The following is an 8,922-nucleotide window of genomic DNA, read 5'->3' on the forward strand; positions in this document are numbered from 1 at the left end:
CCCCGCGGGTGTAACCCCGGCAGGACGCAACAACAATTCTTTTCGGCTGCTAAAAGTTTACTGTCCGAGACCGACAGCTTCCAGATATTTCATCGATTTTTTAATGTCATTATGGTCACGCATTTCCAAAATCAGGCGCGGATTGCTGTCATATTGCTTGAGTGCTGCAAAGACAGCTTTCCAGTTGACTGTACCGTCACCGGTTGCCCAATGGCGGTCCGCATAGCCATCCGCATCCTGCAAATGCACATGCTGCAAACGGTTGGCTGCGGCATGAACAAAATGATCAACCGGTGCAGCACCGGTATTGCCATGGGCATAATGCGCATGACCGGTATCAATAGAGACCGCCACGGCAGATGAATTGAAGCTGTCAGCCAGTTTCAGGCGCTCAAACGGATTGATATCTTCAATATTCTCGATAACAAAAGTCACGCCCATATTTTCTGCACGGCGAATAGCCGGTGCCAGAGTAAGATGGGTGTTTTCGGTGATTTCTTCACGACCATTAAAACCGTCATCCAGATGGTTATACGACCATGTGGTGAACGGGCTGTGGATCACGACCTGATCCGCGCCGAGGAATTCACAAACATCCAGCGCCTGATCGAGACGCTTCTGTACAACCGTACGTACATCCGGATCCGGTGTATCAATGGTGAAGCCCCAGAACGGGCCGTGAATGCCCAGACGCCCCTGATGCCCATCCAGCTGTTTCTTGATTTCTTCAGCCATCGGCTTCCAGTCGCCGATCAAAACATCAGCATTGATAAAGCTCTGGATTTCCAGATCACGCGGCTTTTCCAGATACCAGTCACGATGAACCGGCATTTCCTCAACCAGCAGGGCAGCACCAATAATCGGCAGTTCAGACATTGTCTCGTCCTCGATAATAATCAGATAGCCACACTCGTTGAAGGATGGCGCCAAAACGCAATGCACAATTCCTTAATATGCATCGACAGAGCGGTGCGGCAACTCTGCCACCAACCGCATGGGCGCGCTCTTGCCTGTATTATATGTCAGGCATTTTACAGCCTTGTGCAAAATTGCTCAAAATTCAAAATTTCATAAATAATTCATGCTGTTGCAACACAGAAACCCACCGTCAACAGAACGTCATGAAAAGATAAAATCAGATTTATACCCTTGTCATACAGAGAGCCTATTCCGCTGCCAGCCCATGCCGGCACGGTTTTCACCCCTGCTTTTAACGGCCGGACGGCATGACATTTCTGTCAACAACGGGAGACCTTTGATGGTTTCGATTAACCGGCGTAATGCACTCGGCCTGATCGGCTTCGGCGCAGCCTCTCTGACCCTGCCACGCTTTGCTATTGCGCAGAGCAATGACCGTCCTTCCATCACCATTGCGGTGCAGAAAGTATCCAATTCCAATACGCTTGATGTATTGCGCGAGCAGTCCAATGTGGGCGAACGCGTCTTCTTCTCGCAATTGTGGGAAGCGCTCATCGGTCTTGATTATATGAATAATCTCGTACGTGCACCGGCACTGGCGACCGAATGGAAACGCATTGACGATCAGACTGTTGAACTGAAACTGCGCCAAGGCGTGAAATTCCACAACGGCGATGAAATGACCGCTGAAGACGTGGCTTTCACTTTCAGCACAGATCGTATGTTCGGTGACACCAAGCCGAATACCGGCGAGACTTTGCGCGTTCTGGAAATGAACCCCACCAACCGCGAGAGCAAAGAACTGCCGCCGGAAGTGCCAGCCACAGCGCGCCGCAACTTCCCGTCGCTGCTCGGTGTTGAGATCATCGATAAATATACCGTGCGCTTCAAAAACGGTACGCCGGATATCACGCTGGAAGGCCGCATTTCCCGTTACGGCAGCCAGATTATGAACCGCCGCGCTTTTGAAGAAGCCAGCAGCTATCTGGACTGGGCACGCAAACCTGTGACCACCGGTCCTTATAAGATTGTTGAATTCAAGCCGGATAATTACCTGCAGCTTGAAGCCCATGATGACTATTGGGGCGGTCGCCCGCCGTTGAAAAGCATCCGCTTTGTTGAGGTGCCGGAAGTGGCCTCCCGCGTCAACGGTCTGCTCTCCGGCGAATATGATTTCGCCTGTGATATCCCGCCGGATCAGATCGAAACCATCGAGAAAAATCCGGAATTCGAAGTGCTCGGCGGCGCGGTGCTCAACCATCGCCTGACCGTGTTCGACAAAAACCATCCGCAGCTTGCCAATCCGCTGATCCGCCGCGCTTTCACCCATGCGATTGACCGTCAGGCTATCGTGGACAGCCTCTGGGCAGGCCGCACAGAAATTCCGGCCGGTCTGCAATGGGCCTATTATGATGACATGTTCATCAAGGACTGGACTGTGCCGGAATATAATCCGGATCTCGCACGCCAGCTGCTCAAAGAAGCCGGTTATAAAGGCGATCCGATCCCTTATCGTCTGCTCAACAATTACTACACCAACCAGACCGCAACCGGTCAGATTTTGGTGGAGATGTGGCAGCAGGCCGGTCTCAATGTTGAGATTGAAATGAAGGAAAACTGGCAGCAGGTGCTGGAACAGACCCCAACCCGTGCGGTGCGTGACTGGTCTAACTCTGCTCCGTTCAATGATCCGGTTTCCTCCATTGTCAGCCAGCATGGCCCGAACGGCCAGCAGCAACAGGTCGGCGAATGGACCAATAAGGAAATGAACGAATTGTCCGGCTTCCTTGAAACCAGCATGGATCAGGGCAAACGCCGTGAAGCCTTCAAGCGGATGCTGGAAATCTGCGAACGTGAAGATCCGGCCTATACGCTGCTGCATCAGAACGCGACTTTCACCGCCAAACGCAAATCCGTGAAGTGGAAAGCCGCACCGGCCTTCGCCATGGAATTCCGTAGCAACAACTGGGGTTAAGCCCTTTAGGCCATGCGGGTGTCACCATCCGCATGGCTTTTTTGTTTCATTCTCTGCTTGGCATCTGATGCCGATATTTATGACAGGAGCGCGTCGATGGCTTTGGTCGAGATCGCCGATCTGAAAGTGGCTTTTGACGGCGTGCAGGTTTTGCACGGTATCAATCTAAAAATCGAAAAAGGCGAAGCCGTCGGGCTGGTCGGGGAATCCGGTTGCGGCAAATCCGTAACATGGCTGGCAGCACTCGGACTATTGCCGAAGAAAGCCACGGTCTCCGGTTCTGTCATTATCGACGGTGCCAATCTGGTCGGTGCGCCACGGCGCAAACTGGAATCTGTGCGCGGTGCCCGCATTGCCATGATCTTTCAGGATCCGTCCTCTTCGCTCAATCCGGTAATCCGTGTCGGCAAGCAAATCGAAGAAGCGGTGAGATTGCATCGCGGCATTTCCGGTGCGGCTGCGCGCAAAGAAGCGCTGCGCCTGCTGGAACTGGTCGGCATTCCCGATGCTGCCCGCCGCCTTGATAATTTTCCTCATGAGTTTTCCGGCGGACAGAACCAGCGTCTGATGATTGCTATGGCGCTCGCCGGTGAACCGGATTTGCTGATTGCCGATGAGCCGACCACGGCGCTGGATGCCACAATTCAGGCGCAGGTACTCGATCTGCTTGCCCGTATCCGTCAGGAAACCGGCATGGCGATTGTGTTCATCAGCCATGATCTGGGTGCTGTTTCGCAAATCTGCGAACGCGTCTGCGTGATGTATGCCGGACGCATGATCGAGAAAAGCTCGACAGAGGCGCTGTTTGCACAACCGCGCCATCCCTATACACGCGGGCTGTTTGATGCGATCCCGCGCATTGACGGCGGGCGTGAACGTCTTGTTCCGATTGAAGGTACTGTGCCGGAACCGGGAAAACTGCCGAAAGGCTGTGCTTTTTCTCCGCGCTGCAACCGTGCGGAAAATCGTTGCAAAAGCGATCTGCCGCCTTTGACCGGCAATCAGGATGATCGCTATGTCGCCTGTTTCCGCCCTGTCGAAATACGTGACACTGTTATTCCTGTGGCACCGGTTGTACCGGCTGCATTCATTGCCCCTGTGTCCGCAACACAGCAACAGGTGCTGTCATGAACAAGCCGCTGCTCGAAGCCAAAAACTTAAGCAAAATCTACACCTCAAAGCGCGGGTTGTTTGCCAAGCCCACAGAAGTCAAAGCCGTTGATGCGGTGAGCCTGTCCTTACAAAAAGGCAAAACGCTGGGTATTGTCGGCGAAAGCGGTTCCGGCAAATCCACCACTGGTCGCCTGCTGCTCGGTTTGGAGCGTCCGAGTACCGGTGAAGTTCGTTTTGACGGTGAGGTTCTGCCGCCTGCACGCACCAATGAATGGCGGGCTTTGCGCAAACGCATGCAGCTTGTTTATCAGGACCCGCTAGCTGCCCTTGACCGCCGTCTGACTATTGCCACCCAGATTGAAGAGCCGTTACTAATCCACGGTATTTGCGACAAAGAAAGCCGTGCGGCACGGGTGAAAGAGCTGATGCAGTCCGTTGGCCTGATGCCGCATCATGCAGCGCGCTTTCCCCATGAGCTTTCCGGCGGGCAGCGCCAGCGTGTGGTGATTGCCCGTGCCATTGCCTGTAATCCCGAACTGCTGGTTTGCGACGAAGCCGTCTCTGCACTGGATGTCTCCATTCAGGCGCAGGTGGTCAATCTGCTGCGCGATCTGCAGGAGAAAAACGGTATTGCCATGGTGTTTATCAGCCATGATCTGAAAGTAGTGCGCAATATCAGTGACCGCGTGGCCGTGATGTATCTGGGACGGATTGTTGAAGAAGCACCGTCTGACGTAATTTTTCAGGCACCCCAGCATCCTTATACGCAGGCACTGGTTTCCAGTATTCCGGTGCCCGGCACGCTCCTGAGCAATCGTATTATCCTGCAGGGTGAGCCGCCAAATCCGGCAGCCAGACCAAGCGGCTGTGCCTTTCATCCGCGCTGCCGTTTTGCCTCGGAGCGCTGCCGCACCGATGTGCCGGAAACCTTGCACACCGGCAAAGAGCATAGTGTTGCCTGTCATTTGTATGACAGTGCATCACAGCCAATAGCATTAGCCGGATAACAGGACAGACTGATGATTTCCTTTTTCCTCACCCGTCTGTTGCGGGCTTTTATTACGGTCATGCTGGTTGTGACCTTTGCCTTTATTGTACTGCGCATGTCCGGCGATCCGGCACAGATCATTCTCGGCCCCGATGCACCGCCGCAGGCGATTGAAGCTTTCCGCAAGGCATGGGGGCTGGATCAGCCGATCCTTGTTCAATATTTCAGCTATTTCGGGGCGATTTTTCAGGGCGATCTCGGTGTCTCCATGCGTGACGGCCAGAAAGCGATTGATCTGGTTGCCGAGCGTATTCCGGCCACGCTGATGCTGACCATTCCGACCTTGCTGCTCAATCTGGCCATCGGCATTCCTGCCGGTGTTTATGCGGCACTCCATCGCGACAGCATTATCGACCGGCTGGTGATGATGACCGCCATTATCGGCTTTACCCTGCCGAATTTCGTGCTCGGTCTGGTGCTGGTGCTGATCTTCTCCGTGACACTGAAATGGCTGCCATCGGGCGGTAGTGATACATGGATACATGCCATTCTGCCGGTGCTGACAATGAGCATTGCCGGTGCGGCCATTCTCGCCCGTTTTGCCCGCAGCGCGATGATCGAAATTCTCGGCCAACCCTATATCCGCACCGCCAGCGCCAAAGGTGTGCGCTGGGGCGATGTCATCCGCAATCACGCATTGCCCAATGCAGCGATACCGATTGTGACACTGGTCGGCTTCATGGTCGGCTCACTGGTTGCCGGTGCGGTGGTGATCGAATCCCTGTTCTCATGGCCGGGTGTCGGACGCCTGCTGGTGGTTGCCGTCTCCAACCGTGATCTCGCAGTCGTGCAGTGCATCCTGCTGCTGATTGCCTCCACCATGGTGCTGTCAAACTTCGTTGTTGACCTGCTCTATGGTTTTCTCGATCCGCGCCTGCGCGATAATCAGGCCAAAGCGTAAAGGAACCGGCTGATGTCTGAACTCTCAATCAGTGACAGTACCGCCGTTCCCGTGGTCAATGTCCATCAACGCAAAAAGAAACGCATCCCGCTGCTGGTGATACTGTCGCTGATCTGGTTTGCCGCGATGATCATCATCGCCATTACCGCTGACTGGATCCGCCCCTATAGCATTACCGCGATGGATCTCAAAAGCCGCCTTGTAATGCCCGGCCACCCGCAACACTGGCTCGGCACGGATGAAGTGGGGCGTGATGTGCTCTCCCGCCTGATTGAATCCATCCGTGTCTCCTTGCTGATCGCCTTTGGCGCTACGATTATTTCTACCCTGCTCGGCACCACCGTCGGTTTCCTTGCTGCGAATTTCCGCAAGACCGTGGAGCAGGTGGTGCTGACACTGGCTGATTTTCAGGCGGCATTGCCATTCCTGATCCTCGCTTTGTCGGTGCTGGCTTTCTTTGGTAATTCCATGGTGCTGCTTGTTTGCCTGATGGGGCTTTACGGCTGGGAGCGCTATGCGCGTATCGCCCGTGGTCTGGCGATTTCCGCGAGTTCACAAGGCTATGCCGCCGCAGTAACACAGCTTGGTGCCAAACAATCATGGGTCTATCTGCGCCATATTCTGCCGAATATTGCCTCGACCCTGATCGTCTCCATGACCCTGACTTTTCCTGAAATCATTCTGCTGGAAAGCAGCCTGTCTTTCTTAGGTCTTGGCGTGCAGCCGCCGAAATCCAGCCTCGGCAATATGGTCGGTTATGGCCGTGAATATCTGACCACCGCACCGTGGATCATGCTGGCACCAGCCTTTGTGATCATGTTCACCACGCTGTCGATTTCCATTCTTGGTGACTGGCTGCGCGACAAGCTCGATCCGACTATTCGATAACAGAAAGATCAATCATGACACGTATTATCGGCCATCGCGGCGCGCGTAATCTCTGGCCTGAAAATTCACTCTCCGGTTTTCGCAAAACCGACGAGCTCAATATTGCCGGTGTGGAATTTGATCTGCATCTGACCAATGCCGGTGAAGTGGTTGTGCTGCATGACCCGACTTTGGAGCGCACCACCCATGGCATCGGCGATGTGGCAGAACTCTCCAAACAGGCACGTAAGAACACGATTTTGCGTGAAAGTATGGATGAGCATGTTCCATTGTTTGAAGAGGTTCTGGAAATCTTCAAACCAACCGGCATGGAATTACATGTGGAACTGAAGAACTGCGTCAATGGTGATCTCTATGACGGTCTGACTGATGCGGCTGTGCAGATCATCCGCGCACAGGGTATGGAAGACCAGTGCATACTGACCGGCTTTACCCGTCAGGTATTAGAGCAAGTAAAAGACATTGCGCCGGAAATGCGCCGCCTCGCCTCACTCAATACTTTCAGCGCCACTATTCTCGGCGGGTTACAGGAAGCACTCGACTATTTCGACAGCCATGCCGATATTCTGGCCGTTGAAAAAGCCCTGCTTGCCCATAGCTGGGACGCAATAACAGACCGCATTGCACCGGAACGTCTGGGCGTTTGGGTGCCCAATACGGAGCCGGAGCTGGAATTCTGGAAGAACACATCAATCCGTCAAATCACCACAGACCGGCCTGATCTTGCATAATTGATGTTCTGTATCCCGTTTATCGAAAAGATAAACGGGATTATTATATACAACATTGTCGACAATTTATCTTTTTTAATGATAATCCCGTTATCCCTCTTGCAGAAACACCGAAAACCGGCCTGACTGCGCACTGAGGGTAAAAATAACGGGAGAGATTATGACTGAGCGCACTTATTACGCCCCCAAGGGCGGCGCACCGATGCAGACGCAATTGCTGAGCGACCGTGCCGTATTCACCGAAGCCTATGCGGTTATCCCAAAAGGCGTGATGATGGATATTGTTACATCCTGCCTGCCATTCTGGGATAAAACCCGCGTCTGGATACTCTCCCGTCCGCTCTCCGGTTTTGCCGAGAGTTTTGCGCAATATATTGTGGAACTGGAGCCACAGGGCGGCAGTGACAAACCTGAACCTGATCCGGATGCCGAAGCCGGTATTTTTGTGGTTGAGGGCAATATTGTTATTACCCTTGACGGCAAAGACCATGCCATGCGCGCAGGCAGCTATGCTTTTCTGCCGCCGAAAAGCCTCTGGACTGTGCGCAACAAAAGTGATGCGCCTGCCCGCTTCCACTGGATCAGAAAGAGCTATGAATATGTAAACGGGCTGGACGTTCCGGAAGCCTTTTTCAAGCATGAATCCGAAGTCGAGCCGGTTGCCATGCCGGACACGGACGGCAAATGGGCGACCACCCGTTTTGTTGACCCGTCTGATTTGCGACATGACATGCATGTCAATATCGTCACATTTGAACCGGGCGCCATTATTCCGTTTGCCGAGACCCATGTAATGGAACACGGCCTCTATGTGCTGGAAGGCAAGGCAGTCTACCGTCTCAATCAGGACTGGGTGGAAGTGGAAGCCGGTGACTATATGTGGCTGCGCGCTTTCTGCCCGCAGGCTTGTTATGCCGGCGGCCCCGGAAAGTTCCGTTATCTGCTCTATAAGGACGTGAATCGTCACGTAAAGATGAAGCTCTGACGCCGGATCAGCAATAATATTTTTTATAACAGCCGCCGGTTTTACACAGACCGAGCGGCTGTATCTTTTTGAAAAACCAAAATTAAATCCGGAAAATTGCGCATTTCCACACTGATTTAAAAAATCATGCATTCGCTGTGAATATAAGCTAAAACCAATTTATCAGATCATAATTATCATAAAAACGACATATTCACCTCACCCGAAGGTGCAGCGGAGCGCGTCATACCGATGAATACAATTATTAGCTTTATAAACATGATCCTCTGGGATTATGTGCTGATTTACGGATTGCTCGCTGTCGGGATTTATTTCTCGGTTCGGTTGGGCTTCCTTCAGATCTTCCATTTTCCTGAGTTTTTC

At 53.1% G+C, this 8,922-nt stretch carries 8 protein-coding genes; 7 read left to right on the forward strand and 1 reads right to left on the reverse strand.

Annotation, left to right across the window (positions count from 1 at the left end; genetic code table 11):
* Nucleotides 1-57: 57 nt before the first annotated feature.
* A complete protein-coding gene (locus A918_RS0106370; RefSeq protein WP_028233466.1) occupies nt 58-876 on the reverse strand; it encodes a sugar phosphate isomerase/epimerase in 819 nt (272 codons plus the stop codon).
* Nucleotides 877-1,258: 382 nt separating this feature from the next.
* Here A918_RS0106370 and A918_RS0106375 point away from each other — a divergent pair, with 382 nt between their 5' ends.
* The 7 genes from A918_RS0106375 to A918_RS0106405 all read left to right on the forward strand — a co-directional run bounded on the left by A918_RS0106375 (nt 1,259) and on the right by A918_RS0106405 (nt 8,559).
* Nucleotides 1,259-2,893: an ABC transporter substrate-binding protein gene (locus A918_RS0106375; protein ID WP_022710254.1), complete on the forward strand. Its 1,635-nt coding sequence runs from the start codon at nt 1,259-1,261 to the stop codon at nt 2,891-2,893.
* A 96-nt stretch (nt 2,894-2,989) separates the two neighbouring features.
* Nucleotides 2,990-4,024 carry an ABC transporter ATP-binding protein gene (locus tag A918_RS19670; RefSeq protein WP_022710255.1) on the forward strand — a complete coding sequence of 345 codons (1,035 nt, stop codon included), beginning with the start codon at nt 2,990-2,992 and terminating at the stop codon, nt 4,022-4,024.
* Nucleotides 4,021-5,013: an ABC transporter ATP-binding protein gene (locus A918_RS0106385; protein WP_022710256.1), complete on the forward strand. Its 993-nt coding sequence runs from the start codon at nt 4,021-4,023 to the stop codon at nt 5,011-5,013. Before A918_RS19670 ends, A918_RS0106385 begins: the two co-directional genes overlap by 4 nt.
* 12 nt (nt 5,014-5,025) lie before the next feature.
* Nucleotides 5,026-5,955 carry an ABC transporter permease gene (locus tag A918_RS0106390; RefSeq protein ID WP_022710257.1) on the forward strand — a complete coding sequence of 310 codons (930 nt, stop codon included), beginning with the start codon at nt 5,026-5,028 and terminating at the stop codon, nt 5,953-5,955.
* A 12-nt stretch (nt 5,956-5,967) separates the two neighbouring features.
* Nucleotides 5,968-6,843, forward strand: a complete 876-nt coding sequence (locus tag A918_RS0106395; protein WP_022710258.1) for an ABC transporter permease — start codon at nt 5,968-5,970, stop codon at nt 6,841-6,843.
* 14 nt (nt 6,844-6,857) lie between these two features.
* A complete protein-coding gene (locus A918_RS0106400) occupies nt 6,858-7,574 on the forward strand; it encodes a glycerophosphodiester phosphodiesterase family protein (RefSeq protein WP_022710259.1) in 717 nt (238 codons plus the stop codon).
* 160 nt (nt 7,575-7,734) lie between these two features.
* Nucleotides 7,735-8,559, forward strand: coding sequence for a bifunctional allantoicase/(S)-ureidoglycine aminohydrolase (locus A918_RS0106405; protein ID WP_022710260.1), 825 nt, complete (start codon nt 7,735-7,737; stop codon nt 8,557-8,559).
* Nucleotides 8,560-8,922: the final 363 nt, after the last annotated feature.

It is taken from the genome of Pseudochrobactrum sp. AO18b (assembly GCF_000409565.1).
Classification (GTDB): Bacteria; Pseudomonadota; Alphaproteobacteria; order Rhizobiales; family Rhizobiaceae; genus Pseudochrobactrum; species Pseudochrobactrum saccharolyticum.

Bases quoted from the DNA above. Each gene is read 5' to 3' on its own strand.
- A918_RS0106405 (WP_022710260.1), top strand. From the start codon at position 7,735: ATGACTGAGCGCACTTATTACGCCCCCAAGGGCGGCGCACCGATGCAG.
- A918_RS0106400 (WP_022710259.1), top strand. From the start codon at position 6,858: ATGACACGTATTATCGGCCATCGCGGCGCGCGTAATCTCTGGCCTGAA.
- A918_RS0106370 (WP_028233466.1), bottom strand. From the start codon at position 876: ATGTCTGAACTGCCGATTATTGGTGCTGCCCTGCTGGTTGAGGAAATG.
- A918_RS0106395 (WP_022710258.1), top strand. From the start codon at position 5,968: ATGTCTGAACTCTCAATCAGTGACAGTACCGCCGTTCCCGTGGTCAAT.
- A918_RS0106385 (WP_022710256.1), top strand. From the start codon at position 4,021: ATGAACAAGCCGCTGCTCGAAGCCAAAAACTTAAGCAAAATCTACACC.
- A918_RS0106375 (WP_022710254.1), top strand. From the start codon at position 1,259: ATGGTTTCGATTAACCGGCGTAATGCACTCGGCCTGATCGGCTTCGGC.
- A918_RS19670 (WP_022710255.1), top strand. From the start codon at position 2,990: ATGGCTTTGGTCGAGATCGCCGATCTGAAAGTGGCTTTTGACGGCGTG.
- A918_RS0106390 (WP_022710257.1), top strand. From the start codon at position 5,026: ATGATTTCCTTTTTCCTCACCCGTCTGTTGCGGGCTTTTATTACGGTC.